Origin of the sequence: Heliorestis convoluta, assembly GCF_009649955.1 — a bacterium.
GTDB lineage: Bacteria > Bacillota > Desulfitobacteriia > Heliobacteriales > Heliobacteriaceae > Heliorestis > Heliorestis convoluta.
Genome location: NZ_CP045875.1, coordinates 2,233,448 through 2,258,984, shown reverse-complemented (window position 1 = coordinate 2,258,984; position 25,537 = coordinate 2,233,448). Strand labels below are relative to the sequence as shown.

Annotated in this window: 23 protein-coding genes; 13 read left to right on the top strand and 10 right to left on the bottom strand. The window is 45.0% G+C overall.

Annotated features, from left to right (window positions below; genetic code table 11):
• Together hypE and FTV88_RS10800 are read left to right on the top strand one after the other, a co-directional pair.
• The gene (hypE, locus tag FTV88_RS10805) at positions 1-1,029 is read left to right on the top strand and encodes a hydrogenase expression/formation protein HypE (protein WP_243137097.1); all 1,029 of its coding nucleotides are present in this window, start codon (positions 1-3) and stop codon (positions 1,027-1,029) included.
• A 16-nt stretch (positions 1,030-1,045) separates the two neighbouring features.
• Entirely contained in the window at positions 1,046-1,315 is a 270-nt protein-coding gene (locus tag FTV88_RS10800; protein WP_153725633.1) for a hypothetical protein, read from the top strand.
• On the opposite strand, the gene FTV88_RS10795 is transcribed toward FTV88_RS10800, so the two are convergent.
• Together FTV88_RS10795 and FTV88_RS10790 are read right to left on the bottom strand one after the other, a co-directional pair.
• The gene (locus FTV88_RS10795; protein WP_153725632.1) at positions 1,312-1,533 is read right to left on the bottom strand and encodes a hypothetical protein; all 222 of its coding nucleotides are present in this window, start codon (positions 1,531-1,533) and stop codon (positions 1,312-1,314) included. The two genes, FTV88_RS10800 and FTV88_RS10795, sit on opposite strands and share 4 nt — an antisense overlap.
• Positions 1,534-1,733: 200 nt before the next feature.
• Entirely contained in the window at positions 1,734-2,063 is a 330-nt protein-coding gene (locus tag FTV88_RS10790; RefSeq protein ID WP_153725631.1) for a nitrous oxide-stimulated promoter family protein, read from the bottom strand.
• A 29-nt stretch (positions 2,064-2,092) separates the two neighbouring features.
• On the opposite strand from FTV88_RS10790, the gene FTV88_RS10785 reads away from it, so the two are divergent.
• The gene (locus FTV88_RS10785) at positions 2,093-2,866 is read left to right on the top strand and encodes a histidinol phosphate phosphatase (protein WP_153725630.1); all 774 of its coding nucleotides are present in this window, start codon (positions 2,093-2,095) and stop codon (positions 2,864-2,866) included.
• Positions 2,867-2,965: 99 nt separating this feature from the next.
• Here the strand turns inward: FTV88_RS10785 and FTV88_RS10780 are convergent, their stop codons facing one another.
• Both FTV88_RS10780 and FTV88_RS10775 read right to left on the bottom strand, forming a co-directional pair.
• Entirely contained in the window at positions 2,966-6,058 is a 3,093-nt protein-coding gene (locus FTV88_RS10780; RefSeq protein ID WP_153725629.1) for an efflux RND transporter permease subunit, read from the bottom strand.
• Positions 6,059-6,083: 25 nt separating this feature from the next.
• Complete coding sequence (locus FTV88_RS10775) at positions 6,084-7,310, bottom strand: efflux RND transporter periplasmic adaptor subunit (protein ID WP_153725628.1); 1,227 nt, start codon at positions 7,308-7,310, stop codon at positions 6,084-6,086.
• A 529-nt stretch (positions 7,311-7,839) separates the two neighbouring features.
• Here FTV88_RS10775 and FTV88_RS10770 point away from each other — a divergent pair.
• Complete coding sequence (locus FTV88_RS10770; protein ID WP_153725627.1) at positions 7,840-9,093, top strand: HD domain-containing phosphohydrolase; 1,254 nt, start codon at positions 7,840-7,842, stop codon at positions 9,091-9,093.
• 80 nt (positions 9,094-9,173) lie between these two features.
• Here FTV88_RS10770 and FTV88_RS10765 read toward each other — a convergent pair whose 3' ends face one another.
• On the bottom strand, positions 9,174-10,598 hold the full coding sequence (locus tag FTV88_RS10765; protein WP_153725626.1) for an aldehyde dehydrogenase family protein: 1,425 nt from the start codon (positions 10,596-10,598) through the stop codon (positions 9,174-9,176).
• A 139-nt stretch (positions 10,599-10,737) separates the two neighbouring features.
• Here FTV88_RS10765 and FTV88_RS10760 point away from each other — a divergent pair, with 139 nt between their 5' ends.
• Genes FTV88_RS10760 through FTV88_RS10745 form a run of 4 tightly spaced genes read left to right on the top strand, consistent with a single transcriptional unit; the run spans position 10,738 to position 14,288 of the window.
• Complete coding sequence (locus FTV88_RS10760; RefSeq protein ID WP_153725625.1) at positions 10,738-11,436, top strand: methionine synthase; 699 nt, start codon at positions 10,738-10,740, stop codon at positions 11,434-11,436.
• The gene (locus FTV88_RS10755) at positions 11,436-13,889 is read left to right on the top strand and encodes a homocysteine S-methyltransferase family protein (protein WP_153725624.1); all 2,454 of its coding nucleotides are present in this window, start codon (positions 11,436-11,438) and stop codon (positions 13,887-13,889) included. Before FTV88_RS10760 ends, FTV88_RS10755 begins: the two co-directional genes overlap by 1 nt.
• Entirely contained in the window at positions 13,873-14,046 is a 174-nt protein-coding gene (locus tag FTV88_RS10750; RefSeq protein WP_153725623.1) for a hypothetical protein, read from the top strand. The genes FTV88_RS10755 and FTV88_RS10750 overlap by 17 nt, the downstream gene beginning before the upstream one ends.
• Positions 14,047-14,096: 50 nt before the next feature.
• Positions 14,097-14,288, top strand: coding sequence for a hypothetical protein (locus tag FTV88_RS10745; RefSeq protein WP_153725622.1), 192 nt, complete (start codon positions 14,097-14,099; stop codon positions 14,286-14,288).
• On the opposite strand, the gene FTV88_RS10740 is transcribed toward FTV88_RS10745, so the two are convergent.
• On the bottom strand, positions 14,263-15,207 hold the full coding sequence (locus FTV88_RS10740; protein WP_243137095.1) for a DNA/RNA nuclease SfsA: 945 nt from the start codon (positions 15,205-15,207) through the stop codon (positions 14,263-14,265). The two genes, FTV88_RS10745 and FTV88_RS10740, sit on opposite strands and share 26 nt — an antisense overlap.
• Positions 15,208-15,575: 368 nt before the next feature.
• On the opposite strand from FTV88_RS10740, the gene FTV88_RS10735 reads away from it, so the two are divergent.
• On the top strand, positions 15,576-15,881 hold the full coding sequence (locus FTV88_RS10735) for a hypothetical protein (protein ID WP_243137093.1): 306 nt from the start codon (positions 15,576-15,578) through the stop codon (positions 15,879-15,881).
• 107 nt (positions 15,882-15,988) lie between these two features.
• Positions 15,989-16,531, top strand: a complete 543-nt coding sequence (locus tag FTV88_RS10730; protein WP_153725620.1) for a ferritin-like domain-containing protein — start codon at positions 15,989-15,991, stop codon at positions 16,529-16,531.
• 30 nt (positions 16,532-16,561) lie between these two features.
• Here FTV88_RS10730 and FTV88_RS10725 read toward each other — a convergent pair whose 3' ends face one another.
• Positions 16,562-17,305, bottom strand: coding sequence for a methylenetetrahydrofolate reductase (locus FTV88_RS10725; RefSeq protein WP_153725619.1), 744 nt, complete (start codon positions 17,303-17,305; stop codon positions 16,562-16,564).
• A 281-nt stretch (positions 17,306-17,586) separates the two neighbouring features.
• On the opposite strand from FTV88_RS10725, the gene FTV88_RS10720 reads away from it, so the two are divergent.
• The 3 genes from FTV88_RS10720 to FTV88_RS10710 all read left to right on the top strand — a co-directional run bounded on the left by FTV88_RS10720 (position 17,587) and on the right by FTV88_RS10710 (position 21,419).
• Entirely contained in the window at positions 17,587-17,982 is a 396-nt protein-coding gene (locus FTV88_RS10720) for a DsrE family protein (protein WP_153725618.1), read from the top strand.
• 277 nt (positions 17,983-18,259) lie between these two features.
• Positions 18,260-19,276: a TAXI family TRAP transporter solute-binding subunit gene (locus tag FTV88_RS10715; protein ID WP_153725617.1), complete on the top strand. Its 1,017-nt coding sequence runs from the start codon at positions 18,260-18,262 to the stop codon at positions 19,274-19,276.
• Between the two features lie 124 nt (positions 19,277-19,400).
• Positions 19,401-21,419: a TRAP transporter permease gene (locus FTV88_RS10710; RefSeq protein WP_243137092.1), complete on the top strand. Its 2,019-nt coding sequence runs from the start codon at positions 19,401-19,403 to the stop codon at positions 21,417-21,419.
• An 82-nt stretch (positions 21,420-21,501) separates the two neighbouring features.
• On the opposite strand, the gene FTV88_RS10705 is transcribed toward FTV88_RS10710, so the two are convergent.
• The 3 genes from FTV88_RS10705 to FTV88_RS10695 form a co-directional block, all read right to left on the bottom strand.
• Complete coding sequence (locus tag FTV88_RS10705) at positions 21,502-22,653, bottom strand: toxic anion resistance protein (RefSeq protein WP_153725615.1); 1,152 nt, start codon at positions 22,651-22,653, stop codon at positions 21,502-21,504.
• Positions 22,654-22,722: 69 nt separating this feature from the next.
• On the bottom strand, positions 22,723-23,370 hold the full coding sequence (locus FTV88_RS10700; protein ID WP_153725614.1) for a 5-bromo-4-chloroindolyl phosphate hydrolysis family protein: 648 nt from the start codon (positions 23,368-23,370) through the stop codon (positions 22,723-22,725).
• A gap of 233 nt (positions 23,371-23,603) precedes the next feature.
• On the bottom strand, positions 23,604-25,184 hold the full coding sequence (locus tag FTV88_RS10695) for an FMN-binding glutamate synthase family protein (protein ID WP_153725613.1): 1,581 nt from the start codon (positions 25,182-25,184) through the stop codon (positions 23,604-23,606).
• Positions 25,185-25,537: the final 353 nt, after the last annotated feature.

The window sequence follows — 25,537 nt, the reverse complement described above, 5'->3', positions numbered from 1 at the left end:
GTGAAAGAAGTCAAAGAGAAACCTATCTTATTGGCCCATGGAGATGGTGGCGCTTTAACCCATCAGCTTGTGCAAGATTTGTTTCTCCAACATTTTAAGCATGAAGCGCTGCAAGCACAAAATGACGGTGCACTTCTAAAAGCCTTATCAGGACCGCCTGTCCTTTCGACAGACTCCTTTGTCATCAGCCCCTACTTTTTTCCCGGTGGTGATATTGGCAAGCTTGCTGTAGCGGGTACCGTTAACGATATTGCTGTAACAGGCGCAATTCCCCTTTATCTAACCGTTGCTTTTATCCTCGAAGAAGGGCTCCCCATCTCAGACCTAGAAAAAATCGTAGCTTCTTTGGCAAAAACAGCAGAAGAAGCGGGCGTCGCCATCGTAGCAGGTGACACAAAAGTAGTAGAAAGAGGTCACGGTGATGGTATTTATATCAACACGACAGGCCTAGGCTACATGCCTGCAGAGCGCCATCTAGGCTATCACCAGATTCAAGCAGGTGATAAAATTATCATCAATGGCACCATAGGCGATCATGGCTTGTCCATTCTTTCTACACGCGCAGGCATTGCTTTTGATACAGAGCTGTCTAGTGACTGCGCGCCACTGAATCACTTGATCGAAGCAATTTTACAGTCTTGCCCCGGTGCTGTTAAATTTATGCGCGATCCTACCCGCGGTGGTGTAGCCACAACAGCCAAAGAAATTGCGCTAGCTTCTGAGAAAGACTTGATACTTGATGAAGAAGCCTTGCCGATTGGGGAAACTGTTGCTGGTGCTGCTGAGTTTTTAGGCCTTGATCCTTTATATATGGCCAATGAAGGAAAAGTGATCATCATCGTTGATGGTGAAAGAGCAGAGGAAGTTCTAGCAACGATGCGAGAACTTCCTCACGGTCATAACAGCGCAGTTATTGGCAAGGTAGAAGAGAAAAAGAGCCACAAAGGCCAGTTGTACGTAAAGACCCATTTCGGCAGTCATCGCATTCTTGATATGATAGCAGGCGATCCCCTGCCCAGGATATGTTAGAAAGGAGAAAACATAAATGTGCACAACGGAGACCTATTCAGGAGAGCTACAGCTCATCCTTAAGCAGCTGAGAGGTCGCAATCACCGACTTTTTCACGACACGGAAGAGGTAGCTCAGTATTTTCAAAGTAGGCGCAATGAAGAAGAACTGGCTCAACTGCTTCACCAAATGGCTGATAAACTTCAAGAAGCGGAAAAAATCGCCCTCCGTGCCATTGCTCTACTTGAAGAAAAAGAAGCAACGGAAAGAGAAAGAGTGACACCAACGATCACGCGCTTTCCTTAGACAGGTCGACCAGCCCGTAGGTCGACAAAGCCTTTTTCTCTAGAAAAACCGACTGTCTTTGTTTCCCACACAACAGCGCGCTTGGCTCTCCCTGCACCTTGTTCTTTGGTACAATCTCCGTTGGCTTTCAACGTATCAACATTCCATGTTACTGTAAGCTCATGAGAGCCTGTAAAAAGTAAAGACGAAAGAAGTAGTGTAGCCACAAAAGGCTTCATCACCTGGTCACCTGCCTTGCAATTTTTTCAAGGATGGCCAGAACCAGAAAAAGAAAAAAGACTCAACGGGGCAGTGGACCAATCAGGTCACTACTCGCCGTTGAGTCTTTCTCTTCATCGATTTGTCTCTGTACCAGATCCTATGGCACCATCTTAAGATAAAGGATGGCTGACGTCAATGGGCAATTTTCAAAAAAAAGTTATTTTTTCCATCCGTCAATCAGATGGTATAATGCCAAGATAGGATGATAGCGGATCATCTTTGGTCCCGCATAACGCATGACGGCAATGATTTTCTCGCGCTGATCAGGCTTATAACAATGGACCGTACATTTCCCACAAGTGGACTTCTTCTCACCAAAGGGACAGCGTGCCAAGCGCGCCATGGCATAGTCAAAAAGACTTTGACAATCGTGACATAACGTTGCACTGTCCTTTTCTTTGCATGTTGATGCATGATGATGGTCACAATAAAGTTCAATCATCTTTTGCACCGTCTGCTTTTCTCGTTCAATTCTTCCTTTACTCATCACCAAAAACCACCTTGGAGGTTTCTATTATGCTTTTTGATACCCATATTCATACGCGTTTTTCCACTGACTCAACCATGACCATTGAAGAAGCCATCGCAGTGGCAGAGAAAAAAGGCATTGGCCTAATTGTTACAGAACATCTTGACCTAGAATATCCAGAACCAGGCTCTTTCCTATTCGATCTTGACGAGTATTTTTCTGAGTATGAGCGCTATCGGGGAGAAAGCCTGCGCTTAGGCGTAGAAATTGGCATGCTCGAAGGCTTGCATGACCAGAACCAACAAATTATCGAGGCCTATCCCTTTGACTATGTCATCGGCTCTGTTCATGTTGTTGATATGATAGAAGTTCACACAGAAGAGTTCTCACGCCTTGGCAGCAAAAGAAAAGTCTATGAAAAATACTTTCAAGCGATGAACTGCTGTCTAGAAAACTATGATAGCATCGACAGCCTCGGCCATATTGACTACGTCGCCCGCTATGCCCGCTACCCTGACAAAGAAATATACTACGATGAGCTGCAAGAACATATTGACGCCGTCTTAAAGACAGTGGCACAAAAAGAAAAAGCCATCGAAATCAATACAAGAAGACTTACCAAAAGAGAAATCATAGAAGCCCTGATCCCCATCTACAAACGCTTCCGCACCCTTGGTGGTACCATGGTCACCCTCGGCTCCGATGCTCATAAAGCTGCCGACGTAGGAAAAGGCATGAAAGAAGCATTAGAAATCGCCGAGCAATGTAACTTGAAAGTTGTGACCTATCGACAAAGACAAGCCGAAGTCATTCGCTACTAGCCAGTCTAAGCATAGCAAAAGCAACAAAAATAACAGTACCAAATATCACAGAAAAAAGGTGATCGACTCAAAAATAAGTCGATCACCTTTTTTATCGTGTTATACCTTCAAGGAACTAGAATCAGACTTTTTCGCCGGAGGGCGCTTACGACGCCATAGCTTTTTCCAAAAAGATGAGAACCGCTGATTCATGCCGTCAAAGAGTGAATAGAGAACAGGCACAAGGATGAGGGTAACAGCCGTATGGAAAGCGAGACCGAAGATAACCACCGTTGCCAATGATGTCTGTAAGTCTGAACCTTCCGAGAGCCCTAACCCCAGCGGAAGCAGAGCCAAGATGGCCGTCAACGCTGTCATCAAAATTGGGCGAACACGATTGCGAGCCGACTCAACAATCGCTTCTTCTAGGGCCCAGCCACGTGAACGCAAACGATTGATCCGGTCAATGAGCAAGATGGCGTTCGATACAACAATACCAGCCAGCATAATAAGCCCCACATAGCCAAGGGGATTGATCGGTCTTTGTGTCACAATCAAACCAAAGACAACACCAATTACAGCCATCGGTAGCGTCAATAGAATAATAAAGGGATGACTGAGACGACGGAACTGGGCAACCATGATTAGATAAATCAAGAAGATCGTACCCAAGAAAGCGTATATCGTACCCGTTACCGTCTCAGCTTGTTGCTTCAAAGCGCCGGATGGCGAGATACGGTATCCTTCAGGCGCCTGTAGCTCATGGAGGCGTTCTTCAATCGCTCGACCGGCAGCGCCTAAGTCGGTGCCTACAAGTTCAGCACTAACCGTAATGATCCGATCGCCCATGCTCCGCTGAATGACCTGCGGGGTCTTTGTTACTTGCCATTGGCCTAGCTGGTCTAAGGGGATCAAATCGCCTTGACGATTGGCAATTAAGAGATTGCGGAACTGATCGGGATGTTGCATGGCACTATCTCGATACTGCACTTTCACATCAATATCGATATCATCTATGGTCATGGTCGTAACGGTGTGCTCACCCATGTAATAAGATAGGGAGCGTGTCAAGGTATCAGCCATGACATCAAAGCGAATCAGCGCTTGATCATCGGGGAAGAAAACCAACTTATCAATGCCTTCTTCAAAATCACTGCGAGGGTTACGCATAACTTGAGGCAGTGAGTCCATCAATGTTTCCAGCTTATTCGATAAGCTTTCCAGTTCTTGCATATCTCGGCCTGTAATTTCGAAAGAAACCATGATCGAATCGTCACCAGAACCAAAGCCAACTTCGACTCGCTCTGGCCCTTTAACAGTATCAAGCAACAGATTCATCCGATCCATTAATTCATCATTATCGAACTTTACTTCTTTTTTGCTTTTGATGAGCATGTGAAGGTAAGAGTGGCTACTACGGCTATCAATATAGATGCGCTCTACTTCAGACAGCTCACTGATAAGTGCCTCTGCTTCACGAGCCGCTGACAAAGACTCTTCGACTTTCGTGCCTGGTGGCATAATCAAAGCAATACGCATATAAGAGCTGTCAATGGGCATTTGCACCGTCGACTTTACAAAGCCCATGCCCCATAAGGTGATCGACAAGAAGAATACAGAAAAAGCAATGATCACTGTCTTCCAGCGGTGTCGTAAAGCCAAAGTAAGCGTTTTTTCTAGAGAACCTACGATCATTTTGTGCATTCGATTCTCACTCTGGCCCTTACTTCTATCGGTACTTAGAAAACTTCGGGCATAGACAGGGACAAAAATAAAAGCCGAGAGTGTCGCTGATACAATGGCTACGGTCACTGTAAAGGCAAGGGTGATCATAATTGGTTGCATGTCTGTCCCGCCAATGTTGGCAAGAACCAGGGGCAGAAAGACGATAATTACGGTAAGTTGTGAAGTAAAAACAGGTGTAATTACTTCACGAGCTCCAAGAACAATTGATTTTGTTAACTTTTCACCTTTTTCTCGAAAAGCGTAAATGCTTTCTAAGACGACAATGGCAGCGTCAACGATTAAACCAATCGATAAACTGAGCGACAGCAAGGTAATCAAATCAATGTTATAACCACCAATTTTCATCCCAATGAAAGTCATCAGCATCGAGAGGGGAATGGTGGTGGCAATTACGAGTGTTACTCGCCAGTTCTGTAAGAAAATGAAAAGAACCAAAACAGCGAGTATACCCCCGATGGCCAGATCCCGTGTAAGATTGCTGAGTGAAGAGCGGATAAAGTCAGCGCCATCCATAAGCGGGGCCAATTCATAAAGTCCTTCTGCTTCGGCGTTGAGCTCTGCAATAACAGCACGAACTTCTTCAGAAATCTTAATGATATCGCCGCCGGCGCTTTTATAGACAATCAACTGTAGATAAGGCATATCTTGATACACAAAAAAAGCATCAATGCTCTGACCACGCAGATTTTCTACTGTTGCTAGATCTTTCAGAGCTACGTTGCCCCGAGAAGTCTGTATCATCGTCTCGCCAATTTGCTGGACAGAATAAAAAGAGCGATCAATTTCAATGACTGTATCAAAGCCATCGTTTCTCAAAAGGCCAATGGATTGTTTCACATTGCTATTGCGAAGCTGATTGATTACATCAAGTGGCGTAAGCTGATACAGAGAAAGCTTCAGGGGATCTAGGGAGACGTCAATCTTGTTGCTGACGTTTGCTTCCATAACGTCTACTCGTTTTACCTGACTGATTTCTTCAATGCGATCTTTAATTCGCGTATGAGCCAGTGAAAAAAGCATGGGCAAATCTTCGCCTTTCATAGAAAGGCTCATCAGCCAGTCCATGCTGTAACTATCTTGGACCACTTCTACGGTCGTAATCTCAGCAGGAAAGCGATTGCGCAGTTGACTTACAATGCTTTGTACTTCCTGCCGTACTTCTTCGCCTTTATCTTCATAAGCGCGTATGTAAATACTAGCTCGTCCTGTACTCGTAGAAGAAGAAAAACGTTCCACACCATTTAACGATTCGATTTCTTTTTCAATCGGCTCTGTAACCTTATCTTCCATCTCTTCCGGTGGCAAAGAGCCTCCGGCTACAAGCACTCGAATGCCTGGCAAGTTCGCTTCTGGTGTCAAATTGCGATCAAAAGTAAGCAAGGAACCAACACCAGCGACAAAGAGCAAAAGAGTGCACATGTAGATGATAACTTTTTGACGCAAGATAAGTTGTATGTACTTATCCAAAAGTTTACCTCATTCCTTTCCCTGATCAATCTACAAAGCGAGGTTCTACTTCTTCACCTTCTGTTAGAAAAGCAATGCCAGCAGTAATAATCCAATCATCTTTGTCCACACCAGAAAGAACTTCAATTCTGTCATCAATGAGCAAACCGACTGTTACGCTGCGGCGAACTGTTTTACCTTCTTCCACAGCCATAACATAACGTCCTTCTGAGCCAAGTCCAACAGCACTTAAAGGCAACCAGTACCCAGAAGAGCGGTGTGGTAGAGAAACACGAGCTACCATGCCACTTCGCCATTGTCCGTCTTGATTGGACACTCTAACTTCTACAGTGTACTTCCCGCTGCGCGTATCAAGAGTGGGTGAGACAAAAGCAATCGTTCCTTTGCTTACAGCACCACGTTCTCCCTGAACCTCTACTTGCTGACCCTTTCGAAAATAATCAATTCGATCTCGATCGACTTGCAGTACCACTTTTACTTCAGCCAAGTCAACAAGATGAATGATGGCTGTACCTGGCGAAGCTTGTTCACCAACTTTTTTCGAAACTTCGGCGACAACACCGGAAAAAGGGGCGCGGATTTGTGCGGCATTTACATTTCTTTGGGCTTGTGCCAGTGTGTTGTAACTAGAAAGCACAGAAGATTCCACAGAAGCAAGCAGTTGAGGATCTCCTTTTAACATACCATCTAGTGTAATCCTTTCTCTTTCCAACGCAGATTCAGCACGAACATATCGACTTTGTTGATCTTCAAAGTCTTTCTTCGAGAGAGCGCCACTTTCAAAAAGAACTTCGAAACGCTCCAAGTCAGCAGCGGCTAACTCCAGATCTCGCTCTGCTTCAGCAACGCGGATACGCTGTCTTTCAATATTCTCAACGCTTTCCCCCGTAGCTCGCTGGACCTTGTTATCTTGGGCAAGATCAACCATGGCGCTCGCTGCCTGCTCTGCTCTAGCATACAAGTCAACGCTTTCTACCTCAGCTAACAACTGACCCTCGCTGACTCGAGTTCCTTTTTCCACATTGACTCTTGTAATCGTTCCAGAAGTTCCAAACGAAAGTGCACTTTCGTTTCTACCTTCTACAAAGCCAGCAACCGACAACGTGGTCTGTTGATGCTCTTCATTCAATTCAAGAACAGAAATTACTTTTTGACGCTCTTCTCTAACAAGTTGCTCTGGTTCAGATGCACCACAACCAGAAAGTAATAACATCGAAGCTGCCAGAGCAACCATCGAATATGTACGTAACAATACAGGCTCGCCTCTTTCTTTATGTAATAAAAAGTTTTTTCTCTCTCTATTGTAATAGCTTTATTGTGAAAGTGGTAGTGGAAAGAATGGTGTTTCCGAATTTTGGAATTCGATATTTACGAAACAATGATCAGAAATGATAGACAAAAACAGACTTCATCGTTGGTGGTTTGTACCCTACCAATGATGAAGGTAATACGAAAAAAGCTAAATGTGATAAATCTCACATGACTACTTGTTATTCCACGATAGGTAAGATATAATTTAACAAAAAGACAATAGAGAATGAAAATCAAAATCCACCAGGCCATCCGTGCTCTAATAACATAGCAAAACGGTCCTGCGGTGTTCTTCGATTATGTATTTGAACAATGCGTTAATAATTCAGCACTTTTATTGACATTCAAGAGACATCTTCCTACCATGGAACTTGTAAAACAAAGTAAGCAAGAAGGGACTCGATTCAAATAGATAGATTAAAACATCTACTTGCTTTTTTTCAGGTGTTTACAAAGGAGGATGAGTAAAAATGGCAACCCATTATCAACACAAAAGCCCACCGTGGCAAAGTGTTACAAAAGGGATACAACTGATCAACCTCTTAGAAGGCTTATCCTTAGCTGGCGACTTGGCAGAAGGAAAGCCAACGGAACATGCGAAAAACATGGCTTTTATAGCCTCTTCCCTTGGAGAGATGTTAGCGTTACCGAGAGAAGAACAGCGTTTGCTCTATTATGCAGGGCTTTTGCATCATATCTTATGTGACGATGGCGATAAGTATAGACTTAAGAAAATTCAAGAGGAAGATCAGAAGGAGGCCTATGTTTTACCGTTACTACTTGAGGTAGAAGATATTGTACTGAAGGCGCAGGAAAACTGGGATGGATCGGGGCCACTTGGGCTCAGCGGAGAAAGAATTCCCTTACTCTCAAGAATTATTTCAGTAGCCATGATTATGACAGAAGTCTGGGACTCAAGCAGAGATTATCTAGTCTGGCGTCACTGGACAGAGAGTTATCTCCAAAAATATAAAGGGACGATCTTTGATCCTTCCATTATCGTAGTTGCTATCGCTTTGATCAAAGAGTATCGCTTTATTCTAGATATATCACGGGGCGGTCAGTTAGAGCGGTGGAAGCCTTTTTTAGAAAAAGAACAACCTATCTTTGTTGATAGTCTCAAAATTGTAGGTGTGCTCTTTGCTCATTTTACAGACTACAAAGGAATCGGTACGGTCAATCATAGTCGAGACGTAGCTGTTGTCTCCAAAAAGCTGGCTCGGTCTTTTAGGCTTGGCCCACAAAAAGAAGAAGAGCTCTATCTAGCCGGACTGCTTCATGATTTGGGAAAAGTCGTAGTACCCAAGGAGATTCTAGAAAAAGCAGGCCCCCTCACGGCAAAAGAACGCATGATCATCGAGAGACATCCTTATTTTACAGCACTTATTCTTGATCGCATTCCCGAGTTAGGCTCCATCAGTCGCTGGGCTGCCTCTCATCACGAAAGATTAGATGGAAGTGGCTATTTTATGGGAGCTACAGCGAAAGAACTTTCTCTCGAAGCTAGGATCATAGCCGTTGCTGATGTCTATGCAGCTTTAGCAAGTAAGCGCTCTTACCGAGGTCCCATGAAGCAAAGTGAGATCATAAAGATTTTACAAAGCGAAGCCATGCAGAATAAATTAGATAAAAATGTAGTAGAAGTGCTCCTTTCGCAAATCGATAAATACAATCGTCTGCTGAAGTTTACTTACGCCTTAGAACCTATAGCGCTTCCCTTATGACCATACCTATAGTAAGAAAAAAGACCATCTACAGCACAAGGTAGAGAGGTCTTTTTTTCTTACTAGGTTTATTATACTTATTACATGCGGTGATTGATTACAATGACTTTGCTTTCTGTCATTTCCTGAACTGCATACTTAGGGCCTTCACGACCTGTACCGCTATTCTTCACACCGCCATAAGGCATAGAATCCGTGCGATGGGCCGATGTATCATTGATAATGACGCCACCAACATGGAGCTTCTTGGCACATTCGAAAGCGACATCAATAGAACGAGTAAAAACGCCAGCTTGCAAGCCATATTCTGATTGGTTCGTTTGTTCAATCGCTTCTTCAAGAGAATCATAAGGAACGAGGGTAACAACAGGGCCGAAAATCTCTTGGCACCATACTTTCATCTCACCCTTGACATCAGCCAAGATGGTGGGCTCAATCATGTTACCTCGACGAGTACCACCGCTAAGAAGCTGGGCACCATCGTTACAAGCTTCTTCGATCCAGGCCATAATGCGGTCCGCTTCTTTGGCAGAAATCAAAGGCCCCACATCGGTGGTAGGATCTTTGGGATCGCCAAGAACAAGGGCTTTTGTATGTTTGATCAGAGCATCACGAAAAGACTGATAAACATCACGGTGAACCAGAAGGCGCTGTACAGAGATACAGACTTGCCCTGCATTGGCAAAAGCCATTCGTGCACAAAGCGGTGCCGCCAACTCCAGATCAGCATCTTTATGGATAATGGTGGCTGCGTTCGACCCCAGTTCTAAGGTAGTCTTACGGAAGCCTGCTCTTTCTTGCACTCGTTTTCCAATTTCGTAAGAGCCAGTAAAGGTATAATAATTGATCTCTTGATGATCAAGAAGCCACTCTCCCACCGTTGAACCAGGTCCCACAAGTAAGTTATACCAGCCTGCAGGCAAGCCCGCTTCTTGCAAGATCTCGCCAACTTTATAAGCTGATAAGGGTGTGGTGGAAGCAGGCTTGGTAATAACAGCATTGCCTGCTGCGAGTGCTGGCGCTACCTTATGACAAAGCAGGTTAAGAGGAAAGTTAAAAGGAGAAATGGCACAGACAGTGCCTCGCGGCGCTCGAATGGTAAAAGCAAGGCGATTTTCTGAGCCAGGATAGGCTTCCACGGGAACCATTTCGCCAGTAATGCGTGTGGCTTCTTCCGCAGAGAGTCGGAAGGTCTCAATGGCTCTTCCAACTTCAACCAAAGCATCTTTTAAAGGCTTGCCTGCTTCTGCTGCAATAATAGCAGCCAATTCATCGCGACGACCTTTCATAATGGTAGAGGCTGCATAGAGGATCTGGCTTCTGCGATAGGGACTTAAGGGCTCCTTGCGTGCCTGTGAAGCAGCCCTTACAGCATCATTTACATCAGCTTGACGAGCCTGGCAAATATAAGCGATTGTATCGCCGGAATACTTGTCCTGGACAGGCAAAAGATCGTCTGTAAAGATCTCTTTGCTACCGATCAAAAGACCATAGGTCGCAGTCATGGTTAAGAGTCAACCTCCCTTGCTCTTCCTAATTCTTTACATAAGACACCAAGGATTATTTCGCCAGAAATGAACAAATTCCTTTGCAGAAGCAAGCGAATCGAGATATAATTCAACAGAATGGAAGGAAGGTGGCAACATGGCTTTATACCGTTTTCCTCTTACCAAAATAGACATCGAAGAAACACGTCGCTATGCTGGTCTGACAAAAGCAGGAGAAGCCTTTCCTGAAAAGTTGCTAGAGGCGGCTTGTCAGGAAGGGCTTCTCCACATTGAAGGAAGAGCGACGTGGACAAGCTATCCTTATAATAGGAAAGACGGCACGATCGACAGCAAGGCGCCCTTTCTTTTGCAAGGCGAAGGGATACGTCATCACCTAGCCAAAGCTGAAGAAGTGGTCGTACTCGCAGCTACCATCGGTCCCGGTCTAGAAGAAGCGGTAGAAGAACATTTTGCGGCCGGTCGCTATAGCCATGCTCTGCTCCTTGATGCGGCAGGAACGACAGCCATAGAAGCCATCGCCAATCAAGCCAATCGTTTGATTGAAGAAGAAGCAGCACGAAGAGGCTATGAAGCAACTTGGCGCTTTAGCCCTGGTTATGGAGACTGGGATCTTGAAGTACAAGCATCTTTATTGGCTTTAATAGAAGCTTCAAAGCTACCTCTTCAGCTAACGAGTCGCTCCATGTTGCAACCTCAGAAATCAATAACGGCTATCATTGGCTTGTTTCCAAGAGAGTCAATGAAGGACAAGGAAATAATCGCCAAGAAAAACTGTCGAAATCACTGCCAAAGCTGTAATCAGCCAAACTGTCCCGCTAGAAAGGAGACCCAGTAATGATCAAAATATTCGATGGTGCCATGGGTACGATGTTGCAAGAAGCTGGCTTACAGCCTGGTCAATGTCCAGAAAAGATGAACATCGATCAACCAGAAGCAGTTACAGCCATTCATCGTCTCTATGTAGAAAAGGGCGCTCAAATTTTAGAAACGAATACCTTTGGCGCCAACCGCATTAAACTGGCGCACTATGGCTTATCGGATCAAGTAGAAGCACTTTGTACAGGTGCTGTGCAAGCAGCCCGTGCAGCCTGCGGCCCTACGACAGAAGTGGCCGGATCGGTAGGCTCTACAGGAAAATTAATTGCACCGCTCGGCGATCTCACTTTTGATGAAGCTGTTGAAGTCTTTCGTGAGCAGATCGGCGCTTTAGATCGAGCCGGCGTTGATTATATTATCATTGAGACGATTATTGATATTCAAGAGATGCGAGCGGCCTTGCTAGCAGCCAAAGAAGTTACGACAAAACCAGTGATTTGTCAGCTCACGTTTGGCTCCGATGGTCGCACCGTTACAGGTACAGATCCCCAGACGGCTGCCATCTTGTTAGAGGCGATGGGTGCTGACGTTATCGGCGCCAACTGCTCTTTAGGGCCAGCCCAACTGTTGCCTTTGATCGAGACACTCGCTCGCTCAACAAGTAAACCCATCAGCATTCAACCGAACGCAGGCATGCCTGTATTGATAGAAGGCAAAACGGTATTCCCTATGAAAGCAGAAGAATTTGCCTCCTGGGCACCGAAGCTAGCTGCAGCCGGCGCCACTTATATCGGTGGTTGTTGTGGTACTACGCCGGAACATATTGAAGCTGTCCAAAAGGCCCTGCAAAACTTTCAAGCACCACCACGGCCAGAGCGGGTAGCCAGCTCTTACACAGCCCTGACGAGCCGCAGTCGTACGGTCTTTCTTGGCCCAGACTTTGCGCCTGTCTTAATTGGAGAGAGAATCAATCCAACAGGTCGCAAAGCCTTAGCCGCTGAAATCAAAGAAGGTAACTGGAAAACTGTTAAAAAAGATGCCTTAGGCCAGATTGAAGCAGGTGCTCAAATTCTTGACGTGAATATGGGCGTACCTGGCATCGATCAAAGCGAGGCTATGCACAAAGCGATTACGGAATTGTCGATGCTCGTCGATGCCCCCTTGGCCATTGATACGACAGACGTCAAAGCGCTTGAAGCAGGCTTGAAAGCCTACCCAGGGCGAGCTCTTATTAACTCTGTCAGTGCAGAGCCAGAGCGTATGGAAGAATTTCTTCCACTCGCCAAAAAATACGGTGCAGCCATCCTTTGTCTGCCCATTGCACCAGGTGGACTGCCTGAAAAGGCCACAGAACGGGTCGAAGTCGCCCAGAGAATTGTCGATGCAGCCTACGAGGCAGGCTTACAAAAGCAAGATCTACTCTTAGATCCGCTGGTCTTAACGATTGCAACAGATGGAAAAGCAGGGAAAGAGACCTTAGAAACACTGCGACTCTTCCGTCAAGTCTTCCGATTCCCCACCGTAATGGGCTTAAGCAATATCTCTTTCGGCTTGCCAAGGCGCAATCTCTTAAATGCTACTTTCTGCACCCTAGCCCTTGAAGCAGGACTCGATGCACCGATTATGAATCCTTTCGATGAAGCGTTGCGAGATGCCATTGATGGCGCCAAAGTGTTACTCGGCCATGATGTGCAGGGGCAAGCTTTCAGCATACGCTATAGCAACTATGAACAAAACAAAAAAGCGAGCGGCTCGACCTTCCCTTCCGGCAAAGGCCCTGAAGTAGCAACGACAGCAGTAGGGGCAGAACCGGCAGAAGAAGGCGATATTCTTGCCCAGATTCGCAAAACCGTCGTAGGCGGAGAAAAAGAAAGCATTATTCCACTGATCCAAGAAGCTTTGCGTCAAGAGATCGAACCTTTGCGCCTTACCGAAGAAGGACTCACCGCGGCCATGACAGAGATTGGTGAAGCCTACGGCAGCGGACGCTGTTTCTTGCCACAGGTTATGCTAGCGGCAGAGACGATGCGTGCTGCTTTCCAGACGCTGAAACAAGAAATCCCAGCCCAAGCGATGACAAGCAAAGGCAAAGTCTTAATGGCCACCGTTAAAGGAGACGTACACGACCTTGGAAAGAATATTGTTTCAGCATTGCTAGAAAACAATGGCTTTACAGTTATCGATCTCGGCAAAGATGTGCCTGCTGAAAAAGTCGTAGCCGAAGCAAAAGCACAAGAAGTCGATATTGTAGGCCTTTGTGCTCTCATGACAACGACACTGCCAGAAATCGATGTAACCATTGCAGCTCTGAAAGAAGAGGGCGTACCTTGTATCACCATTGTAGGTGGTGCTGTTGTTACAGAAGAGTATGCTGACGAAGCGGGAGCAGACGGTTATGCGCCTGACGCTGTCGCTGCGGTGAAGTTAGCTGAAAGGCTGCTTAAAGAAAAAGCACATGGCCTGGGGAACTAGGTACATCCATACTTTTATTAAAGGGGCACCGATTGGTTTTTCTTCTCTTGCTTTTTACTCCTTTACAGTAACCTATGCCTATCCTCTTTACGGCATTTACTGGGGGACCCTCATGGGCTATGTTGTTGCCACTGTCTATCTTTTGCTCTATGAATAGCTTAGCGCTATTCCAGGCAATAATGAAAGCAAAAATAAGGAGCGAATTATATGGAGAAAGAGAAAAAAATCGGGCTCAACCCCTGCGAAGAAGAACCCAAGGAACCTTTTCCGGCGCTGGATCCTGCCATGAATAAGGATATGGAAAAGCCTGACAACACAGCTGTTTTTACTACATCGAGCATTAACCCGCAAGATTTTGACGATGACTCAGCCTTTAATCGGCAGAGCACTCCGGATTAATCGGTGCAAACAACCGCTCTTCTACTCGACCCATGCGGAAGTATTGCAAAACTTCCATAAAAGGTTGGGAACGAACAGGATTATCACGAAACGCAAAAAGATGACTGGTGCAATTACAGTCAGAGCAACCAAAGCCAGGTACGACCCAGTCAGCAAGGGGTGAGAGCCGCTGGGCAAGTACATGCTCAATGCGCTCCGTCGTTCGAATGGGGAGAGCCTGGCAGGAAGCTGCTTTTTCCCTGAGGTAGTCAACGTGCCACCGCAGGGTTTTCTTTTTGCGCAAATGACGGTTGATACGCTGGGTAAGATGCTTTTTGGCTGTACCTGTATAAACATAATAGGCGGGTTGAAAGGTTCTTTGACCAAGGCTACCAATAGACAGCGTCAATGGTTCAGGAACATGCAGTATAACAAGATAAGTCCCGCCATCTTGAATTTCTTCCGATAGAAACTCCCAGGGTATAGCCAATTCAGCTTGACCTTCCGCTAAAGTTAAATCATGATTCCAGGTCACAGCCAAGGCTTTATAGTCAATTTTGTCTCGTAAAGCGTAAAAGGTCTGAGAAAAAGCCAGATCAGAATGGTAATCAGGCAAGAAAAAACGTCCCTTCGGCCACTGTACCAAAAACAGAACCCCACAGCCCATATCTTCGCTTTGCGCCAATTGAGCAAGGCTCTCCAAATGGCTGCGCCCTCGCTCTGTAACAGCATCGGGAAACATGGCAATAGCACCTTCAAAGAGAGTGCAGGACTTAACCTCCAGCATATAAGGCCGTCCCTGATGATGAAGTAAAAAATCAAAGCGATGATGGCCTACTGTCGCTTCTGCCTTCGTGATCGTGGCGCCTTCAAGACCGGGCACTCGATTTGTCTCAAGAAGGTGTTGAACAACTTTGTTGGTTACATGGGTATGAAGCATAATAGGCAGCCCTTCTCGCTCCACCGCAACAACCGTATACTCTGTCTTTTGGCCAGCGCGGTTTGGGGTGAGATAGAGAATTCGATGGGGAAACAAAAGCTCCCAGAGCCGCCCAGGATTGTAGATAGGCTCTCTTTTTTTTGCCTTCTACGAGGCAATGGACAATAAAACGGTTGGGTCTATCAATAAAAGTGCCTGTAATAACCCCTTCAAAAAATGAACTTGCCAAAAAAAGTCCTCCTTTGACAAACAAGAGCAAAATACTTGGAAAATCCACAGCGACAAAGCCTTAAAATGGAAAAAATGGTAACGACTTCAAAAGAGGAAACATAGGATGAACTACCTAATAAGAAAGGGGGTTAACAAAAATGTGTAAGAAAAAAACGAAAAAAGTGAAACGTTGCTTTCATTATCTACCGACAAGCACAATTGCTTGTGGTACCGGCAAACACGTACCTGTAGAACCTTGTCCGAAACTTCCAGGTACCTTATTGAGAATTTTTATTCCAGCAGGTGCTGTAATTAATTTACTCTTCCTTGAAGTTAGTTCTCCTGCCGGTATTTGCTTATTGGTAAGAATTCCTGCTTTAGGCAATCTCTTTGGCCACAACGATGTCAACAACCTAGTCGATCAGATTAGAAAAGCTGGAGGCACTGTGCAAGTGGTTTCGTAAAAAAAGAGGTGGTTCGAAAGAACCACCTCTTTTTTCCATTCCTAGCTCCATAACATATTCATCAAAAGCCTGCTCATAGGATGTAAATAAGAAAGAGAGGTGTTGCTATGTCTTTGCACGATATTCGAGGGCGCTTTGCCATTCCGGAACCCTATCCAGAAATCAAGGTAGCCGGAAAAAACATATTCTATGCGCAACTGCTTCTTGATCCCTACGCTTCCAATGTAAGCGAAGTCAATGCTATCAACCAGTATTTGTACCATTACTTTCGCTTTGATCATGCTTGCCTGAAAGACATTGCAGAACTAGAAGAAGGAATTTCAATCGTAGAAATGTACCACATGGAAATATTAGCGGAACTCATCTTAAAATTAGGTGGCGATCCACGCTATGTAGACAGCAAGAACTGTTCTTACAATGCGTCCTTTGTCTACTATGGTCGTCATGTCTTAGATATGTTAGCAGCTGATATGGAAGCAGAAAGAAGCGCTATATTACAGTATCGCCGTTTGATTGATCAAATTGACGATCCCTATGTAAAAGCCATCTTGCGAAGAATTATCAAAGACGAACAACATCATCTGAAGCTTTTTACAGAAGCTTATCGACGCTATCAACAAAAAGCAGGTCGAACCGTTAAAGTAGAATAAAAGAAGTAGAATCGTCTCCCTAAAAAGTGTCTATGCAAAAACGCCTTGCAAATAACTTTTAACGTCTAGGCGTATGGGCATGAAATAGACATGACCACCTTGTTGGCGCGCAAACTGAAGAGCTTTTCGAGCGAAATCCACGTTCCATTCCAGTGTGGGCGCAAAGTCCCGTGGGAAGACGACGTGGTTTTTTGTTTCCCAGTAGCTTACTGATTTTTCTGAAGTAACCGGTGACAAGCCCCAGTAGACTTCTGTATCTTGGAATAACTCACCGTAGATCTCCATCAAACGAAGGTCAAAAAAAGGCTGCGTAAAGAAGCCATCGGCACCAGCATCAATTTTGCGTTTAATGTAATCGGCTTCTTTAGAGATGCTTTTTCGATAGGGATCGATGGCAGCGTACACTTTGATGTGAGGCAATTCCCTCTTAAACTTCTTAATCATGTCGATAGAATTGCAAGGATAGACTTTGCTGCGCATATCGGCCGGTGGATCGCCTGTAACAACAAGAACTTCTTGAATCGCTAGATCTACCAAGCGCTCGGCCATAGGCAGTGGTTCTTGGGGGTTAATATCGATGGAGCGGATATGAGGAATGGCCTTTTGATAAAAGTCTTTGACGATAGCACAGGCATCCCAACTGCGAATATCAAAACGAAGCAGCTCTGGAATATTGATTCCTTCCACGATGGGGAAGTGATTCTGAATCGTTTCAAGCTCCCCGCGGAGCACTTCTTCTGTTCGCGGAACCAGTTCAACAACAATACGGGTCATATTTTTTTCCTCCCCAACATAAAGTACAAGTTCAATTTTATAACAGCAAGGCATCAGGCTCAAGGAAAGAAAACACAAAGAGAGAAGAAAAGAATCAAAGCAGATTGTAGTAAGTTCACGCGAGGATATGCTATAATTTGATGCATGGACAAAAAAACCAAAAGGACCAAGGAATCACAGGGTTGTAGATCTTCTTCTGGCAGAACAGAATTCTTGGCACTGAAAGCATCCAAGTAGGATTGAAAAAGAGATAACAATACAAAAGCGAGGAGTGCAGTAAATTGGAAAAGAAAAAAGTCTTAATTCACATCAACGATATGGTAGGTTGGATGAAAGCTTTTAATGGTCTCGGTCACTTTCTCAATGTAGTAGGAGAAGAAAAGGCAGAAGTACGAGTGATTGTCAACGGTCCTGGTGTTTGTGGTTGTCCTACAGCTAACACCCTTGAAAGCAATGCCCAAGCTTTGGCCAAATGCGGTTCCAATCGACCAGAGAATCTGATGGTGCAAGCGCGCGAATTGCATGCTCGAGGTGTTACTTTTGTAGCTTGCCGTAATGCATTGGAGAAACATTTTATTACAGAAGAAATGATTGAATCAATTTTTACTCTTGTGGACTCTTCTATCGTAGAAATGATAGAGCGTCAACAAGAAGGGTATGCCTATATTAAAATGTAGTTACAATATGATTTGACAAAATAACAACAAAATCGACATTTTGTGACTATATAACCCAGTAATGGAGCATATAACCTTGTGCTAAAAAGTGTGATAATGGTAAACTTGACATACTTAACAGTAGCTTTTCATGTCTCAAAGTGTACAGGTTTATAAAAAATGACAGTGGCTACAAAAAGGGGGGGAGTAGGGACAGCAGGGTTTTTATTTTCTGTTAATTTCAAATTTTTTCACTTCTGCTTTTAGGACTTTTTAACTATTTGAGGAGGTTTGGCTTTTGTTCAACCAGCTAAAGAAGAAAACAGTCACACTTTTTGCAGCTGCCGTTCTATCAACGTCTTTGCTACTTACAGGATGCGGCGATACAAGCGGCCAGATTGATGGTAGACCCTCTTCAATGACCATTGGATCGGCTTCCATCGGTGGAACCTACTATGTTTATGCTGGTGGCATGTCTCAGATTATTGAGAGAGCTACAGGAATCCCAACGGGCGTTGAAGTAACGGGTGGTCCCAATCACAATATGACCTTGATTCATAATGGTCAACTTGAATTAGGTCTTGTTACGATGGGTCCTGCCTACGAAGCTTGGCATGGCGAAGGCGATTGGACCAATGGCGTGGAACATCGCAACGTACGCGTTATTTTCCCCATGTACAATACCTATTCACAATGGTGGGCTACGGAAAATTCCGGCATAACAACTGTTCGTGATCTAGAAGGAAGAATTGTCGGCGTAGGGCCACAAGGTGGAACAGCTGGTACATACCATCCTCGTATCTTAGAGTTGCTAGGTGTTAATGCAACAGTTCGTCATGCCGGCATCAGTGATCTTGTAAGTCAGCACTTAGATGGCCAATTGCATGCCAATAGTTTTGCGGCGGGCCTACCTGTTGCAAGTGTCTTGGAAATGTCCAATCAGCGTAGAATTGTGATGTTTGGAATTGATGGAGAAGATAGAGACAAAGTTATTGCCCAATTCCCTTATTTTACACCTGCTGTTATCCCTGCTAGCTCCTATGACTTCTTGCAAAAAGATGTAGAAACCATTGGAGTCTGGAATATGGCTGTGGCTCATAAAGATTTAGATGATGATCTGGTCTATGACATTGTAAAAGGTATTTTTGACAATGTTAATACCTTACAGCAAGTACACAGTGCCGCTTCTGAGACAGCGATTGAGAACATTGACAAGAATACTTGGATGTGGATGCATCCAGGCGCCATTCGCTATTTTGAAGAGCAAGGCATTGAGCTGAACCCCAATGTTTATCCACCTGAATATAAGAAATAAAAAGGTGTAAAATCCAATAGGATTCTTTGGAGATGTTCCCGTTATCATGGGGCATCTCCAAAATTTTAACCTTTTTTATACGACTTCTTTAGTAAGATACGGTGCGAAGAAAGGGGTTCCGCAATTGACAGAAGAGAATAAAGACATAAAAAGCCTAGATAAAGATGCTTTGAAGAAGAATGACTCTGCGGAACAGAAGAAAGGCAAAATCAATTTTGATGTAGATGATGAAATCGAATTGAAAGCGCAGCGAAAGCCCGAAGGGTGGCTCGGGAAAGCCATTGCTTTGATGGCTGCTTTAACGGCTCTTTTTCACATTGGCAGTCTCGTCTTCTATCCTCTAGATCCCTGGGTCTTTCGAACGATTCACGTGATGACCCTCTCTGTACTTGGCTTTCTTTTACTACCCGGTTGGACGAAAGCTTGTAAAACCAACCCCCATTGGTCAGACTGGCTTTTGGCAGCCGCTTCGATTGTAGTGGCGCTTTACATCATACTGAACTATAAAGTATTGATGTTCCGCATGGGCGTTATGCCGACACAGATGGACTTTTATGTGGCTTTAGCTGGGACCATTCTCGTCTTAGAAATTGCTCGTCGTGCCAGTGGTTGGGCCTTGCCGATTCTAAGCATGGTTTTTATTGCCTATGCTTTTCTGGGGCCCTACTTACCAGGCATTTTTGAACATAGAGGCTATTCGCCGGAGCGCTTCTTTACCTATATCTATGGTCTTGACGGAATTTTTAGTGTTCCGATTAATATATCATCGAAGTATATTATCCTATTTATTATTTTTAGCTCCTTTTTAACTGTCTCGGGTGTGGGCAAGTACTTTGTGCAATGGGCCTTTTCTGTAAGCGGTCACTTACGTGGTGGGCCGGCCAAAGTTGCCATTTTAGCCAGTGCCTTGATGGGCACCATGAATGGAACTTCTGCAGGCAATGCTGTGGCCACAGGCAGTTTGACCATTCCTTTGATGAAGCGAGTTGGTTATAATCCTCGCTTTGCAGCGGCCACAGAAGCAGTCGCTTCAACAGGTGGCCAGATTATGCCGCCCATTATGGGAGCAGGCGTCTTTATTATGGCTGAAATGACAGGCATTCCCTATCAGACTTTGATGATTGCCGGTATTATTCCAGCGATTCTCTACTTTGCTTCTACTTACTTCATGGTTGATAAAGAAGCAAGCAAGCTAGGCTTGTATGGTGTACCAAGAGATCAACTGCCACCACTTGGCGAAGTAATGCGCCGTGCTTATATGTTTTTCCCTGTTCTCATCCTTTTCGGGATGCTTATGATGGGGCAATCGGTTATTAAGTCCGGTTTCTATGCGATATTGGCTGCCCTGGTTATTAGCTGGTTGAACAAAGATTCACGGATGGGCTTTGCGAAGACCTTACGGGCTCTTGAGATGGGTGCGAAAGGTGCTATTCAGCTCATGGCTGTTTGTGCAGCGGCTGGTATTATTATGGGTGTTATCGCCCTGACTGGTATTGGCTTGAAATTCTCATCTCTTTTACTGGGTATTGCTGGTACCAGTGAATTCTTAGCCCTTGTCTTTGCCATGCTCATTGCCATTGTATTGGGGATGGGGATGCCTACGACAGCAGCCTATGCAGTGGCAGCTTCTGTCGTTGCACCGGGCTTGATTCAAATGGGCATTCAACCGCTTCTCGCTCACTTCTTCGTTTTCTATTTTGCTTGTGTTTCAGCGATTACACCACCTGTGGCGTTGGCTTCTTATGCTGCATCGGCCATTAGTGGTTCTGATCCGATGAAAACAGGCTATACTTCTTTCCGTTTGGGCATTGCAGCCTATATCGTGCCTTTTATGTTCTTTTACGCCCCTGAAATTTTGATGAACAGCAATCTAATGGAGATCTACGGTTATACCTATGTTGATGTAGCCATCCGTGCGGCTACGGCTTTGATTGGGATTTTTGCTCTTTCTTCGGCTGTACAAGGTTGGTACTTTGGTTCGGCCAATCCTTGGCAACGGGCTTTGCTCTTTGCGGCTGCTCTATTGCTAGTGACGCATCATACGTGGCTTGATCTTTTGGGCTTTGTTATTTTAGCTGCTTTATGGGCTATGAACAGGCAAAAAGTGGACAAGAAGCCTGAGACGGTTAGTTCATCGGCTTAACATGAGAAAAAAGGTGGGTCTTCTATATAGAGAATGAAGACTCACCTTTTTTGCGTATTGAACCTATGCTTCTGCCTCTAGATTATCTCTTCACAGAAAGTAGCTTTTCTTTAAGCTCTTGCTCCATTAGTACAAGCTCTCGTTCTGCCGCTTGTCGCTGTGTCCGACCTTCTTGCTGGATTTTTAGGGTTTCGTCTAAGGTGGCTATGAGATGTTCTTGTGTCTTTTTCAAAGTATCTAGATCGACAATGCCTCGTTCGTTTTCTCGAGCTACTTGAATGCTATTGCTGCGTAGCATTTCAGCGTTGCGCAGGAGGAGTTCATTCGTTGTATCGGTGACGTGCCGTTGTGCTTCTAAGGCTTTTTGTTGGTGGAAAAGGGAGAGGGTTAGAACGAGTTGATTTTTCCATAGTGGAATGGTCATCATGATGGAAGATTGTATTTTTTCGATTAAGACCTGGTTGTTATTCTGAATTAGACGAATCTGCGGTGCTGTTTGCATGGTGATGGTACGACTTAAGAGGAGGTCGTGGACTTTCTTTTCCAGGCGATCGGTAAATTGAATCAAATCATTTAGATCTTGTACAGCCTGGGCGTCACCGCTTGCGGCTACTTTTTGTTGCATCTGTGGGATTATGGTTTGTCGAAGTTCTTCTAGTTTGTGCCTTGCGCCGGCAATGTGTAAATTGAGGGCTTGGAAGTACTCTTTGTTCTTGTGAAAAAGGCTTTCTAATAAGGTTACGTCTTTGAGCAGTTGGACTCTTTTTTTATCGAGAAGATGTGAGATTTGTTCTACTTCGTGGCCTACTTTTTGATAACTGGCCATGATTTTTTCTGTGGACTTGACGGCAGAGCCGAAGAACGGTAGCTTGGAGAAAAAGCTTTTTGGTTTGTCAAGTTGATCGGGATCAATGCCCTTGAGCTTGACCATCAAATCGCTGAGGACTTCGCCAACGGGACCCGTGTCTTTCGTTCGTATGTGATCCAAAATGGTGTCGGCAAAGCGAGAGAGTTCTGACTGTACCGGTAGACCATATTGCAAAAGCGTTTGCGGATCAGCCGGGTTGAGCTGTTGGGACAGTTCTTTGGCCTTTGCTTTTTGTTCCGCTGGCAAAGCTTCGAGTGATACAATTTCATGAGGCGGCGAAGGGGGCGCTGCTTTTTGCTCCCACTGCGGTGCCTTCTCCTCTGTTAGTAGAAGAAAGCCTTCTTTGTTTACATCGTCACGATTCATGTCTTTCCCGTCTCCTTTCCCTAGGACTGAGAATCCATCTATGGTTCTTTCTAGCAAGGTTTCTTTTAACTACGGTTTTTTCTTTGGATCTTCTTGGTGAAGGGATTTTTTGAGTACTTCAAGTTCCACATCCAAATCTAATACATCGTCTGATAATATTTGGGCCAGTTCTTTTTCGTAGGCTTCTCGCAACCGATTGAGTGTATCTTCTGTTTTTCGTAAAGCGGCTCGAATCTCTGCATCATGAATGGGCTTTGATGATAAGAAAATGTATTTTTCCAAAATGTTGATGGTGCTATCTAAATAATGGGTAAAAAAAGAACGGGCCAACTTAATACGCTTCGGATCTTTGTGTAGAACGTCTAAAATCTCGGTACCGAGCCGATGAATGTGATTCACTTTGCGTCGTATGAACCAACCTTTGATTTTTCTTCGCAGTCGACCAATTTGGCGCAGCTTTTGCTGTCCTTCTCGCAATGTTTGCTTTACATACGCTGGCTCAAGGCCATAGGGGTTTGCATTCTTTGCCTGGAGAGCCATCCGTGCAGGGACACGCAATGCATAGAGGGTGCCACCGTAAAGTAGAGCACCGCTTAACAACGAGAGTAGAACGCCCAGCTCGAAAGCGATTAAAGAAAAAAGAAAACCGGCCATGCCTATTGTGCCGGATATAGAATGCTTGAAGAAAGCGACAATTCCTTGTTTTATTTTCTCCATTCCTGCTGCCTCCTCCTAATTTCTATTATAGCAACAGGAGAAGCTTAAAAAAAAGTATTCTATGTAAAAAAGAGTTTGATCCAACCTGAATCACCTCTTCAGTTCAGCCGCCGGGGTGCTTTGAGAAATGATAGTGGATGAGAAAGGAACTGAGGCATCGTGGAAGTAAGGGCGTCTCAGTTCCTAGCTTTTCGATATTTTTTAATTCCATCTACCTTTTTTTATGATTTATTTTAATGCGTCAAGATCTTCTCGGCTTCTTCTTTGTCCATATCCATGATATAGGGTATACCACTTACTTTGGAAGCTTTTTTGGTTAAAGCGGCAATGTCGTCGCGACTGACGTAATCTAAGTTGAACTTGCGTAAGCCACAGAGAAATTGCTGGAGGCCTTGTTTGAGTTTTTGATAATAGGAGTATAGGCCAATAGCCCCTGGTGGAAGTTTGTCAAAGTCTTTGCCAAAACGTTGCTGTAACTCTGTGGCGTAGATAAAGACTTCGTCCAAGCTTTGACCGTAGGTGCTGTAGGCTTTGATGTCTTTGCCTGCTTTTAAAGCATCGTATATATTTTGTCCTACAAAAGAAGCAATAATAGCAGGACGAGAAATTCCTATCAGCTTCGAATAAGGTGCGCCCAGCGCCAATCCTTTCAGGATCATGTCCTCAGAACTAAAGCCACCGGCAAAAGCCAGGGCTGGTACGTGTTTGCCCATGCTTTTTAGTTTGTGCGCGTACTGATAGGTAAGGCTGTGAAGTTCTACAACAGGCATACCCCATTCGTTCATCATGCGCCAGGGGCTCATGCCAGTACCGCCACCAGCACCGTCTACGGTCAGTAGATCGATCTTTGCATCGGAAGCAAAGCGCAGCGCTCGCGCCAAGTCGGCGGGACGATAGGCCCCTGTTTTTAAGAAGATGTATTGAGCACCTGCTTGACGCAGTTCCTTGACACGTCGATGGAAGCTTTCCTCTGTAACCATACCAACGCGAGAGTGTCTTTCGAATTCTTTGAAAGCGCCTTTTTTATAAGCTTCTTGGATTTTAGGGTCTTCAGGATCGGGCAACACTACGTAGCCACGAGATTTAAGCTGTAAAGCTCGTTCTAAGGAGTTAAGCTTTACTTCACCCCCAATATTTTTGGCCCCTTGTCCCCATTTGAGTTCTACCACTTTTACGCCCAGTTTTTCAATGGCATACTCTTGTACACCCAAGCGAGTATCTTCTACATTGGCTTGCACAGCAATAAAGCCTTGGCCTTCGTCATAGTCGAGAAAATCTCGAATCCGTCGATCCAGATCAGGGGAGCGAACAACACGGCCCTTTTTCACTTCAAGTTCTGGATCCATACCGCAGACATTTTCACCTATTACAATGCCTGTCCCTGTAATGGCCGCGCCCGTAGCCATACCAGCCCAGAAATCAGCAGCAATTTTCGTAGAACCCATACCACCGATCACCAAAGGTAACTCCATAGGAATCTGATTCATCGTCACGCCAATCGATGTACTGGTGGAAACGTTGGGGAAAATCGCTTGATCGCTATCTTCTTGAATACCCCAGGCACCAGTAGCTGTGCCCATCACGTTAAAGTGAGAATAGTCAATGGGATAGTCTTTCTCAGAGCCTGCTGTTACAGCACCAAAAGGCTGTGGATAAAGAACCTCTTTGCCACGATAGGCGGCTTTGCCCACTTCGCAAAGGCCAGGGCACTCTCTGGTACAGGTGGCACAAAGCCCACTAATGGTAGTAATCGAATTGGGCGTACGATTTCGTGCAAGAATGGCCTCAGAGCGGTTGGGGCGACTAAAAGTCATAACTTCTTGATTCCCCCTTGTATTCGCAAATTGTCATTTGTCTTACTGAAAGTTTCAGTGGAATCTAGAGGAACTATTCTAGTTTAGAGTTTTTCTATATGGTATTTGTTAGGGAATTCGCTTTGAGAGTCGGCCAATTTTTCCTGATTACGTTGGGGTTACTTCATAGAGGGGCCAGGTCATCACGCTTTCCTCCGCTCTGGACTGGTCCCACGCTGTTACCGCCAGCAAGCTGGCGACAGCTGAGGTCCCAAGTCCCGCTGCGGAAAGCGTGATGCCCAGTCCCAGAAGGTTTTTGCTGATTGTTACTTCCGTTGGAATAGCTTGGCGAAACTTTCTTCTATCCGCAACTA